1 protein-coding gene is annotated in these 558 nt (G+C 58.8%); it reads left to right on the forward strand.

Annotated features, from left to right (window positions below; genetic code table 11):
* A partial coding sequence (locus tag ABDB81_RS30440) for an IS3 family transposase (protein ID WP_346814425.1) occupies nucleotides 1–528 on the forward strand: 528 nt, incomplete at its 5' end.
* Nucleotides 529–558 lie beyond the last annotated feature (30 nt).

The raw sequence follows: 558 nt of genomic DNA on the forward strand, positions 1-558 counted from the left end.
CCGAATCGGCTGAACCGGCAGTTCACGGTGTCGCTACCCAATCGGGTGTGGGCGGGCGATATCACGTTCGTGTGGACGCAGCAGGGATGGATGTACTTCGCTGTGGTGATCGATCTGTTCTCGCGTCGAGTGGTCGGCTGGGCCTTCTCGGCGTGCGCCGACACCAGCCTGGTCACACGGGCACTGAACGTAGCCCTCGGCAACCGAAGGCCAACGGATGGATTGCTGTTCCATTCGGATCAGGGCAGTCAGTACTCAAGCCTGTCGTTCCAGGCCAAACTGCAGAAAGAAGGCATTACGCCAAGCATGAGCCGGGCGGGGAATTGCTGGGATAACGCGGTGGTGGAGCGATTCTTCTGTGCACTCAAGGGCGAGCGCATCAGGGACCGTGCCTACCGCAATCACGCGGAGGCGAAGGCGGACATCACGGACTACGCGTTGTTCTTCTATAACCATCGCAGGCTTCACTCGGCGACGCAAGACATGCCGCCGGCCGAGTACGAGGCTTTAAAGAGTAGGTCTGCCTGAAAAAGTGTCCAAGATTACTTGACCACTACA

The sequence above is a fragment of the Cupriavidus sp. DL-D2 genome, from assembly GCF_039710735.1.
Classification (GTDB): Bacteria; Pseudomonadota; Gammaproteobacteria; order Burkholderiales; family Burkholderiaceae; genus Cupriavidus.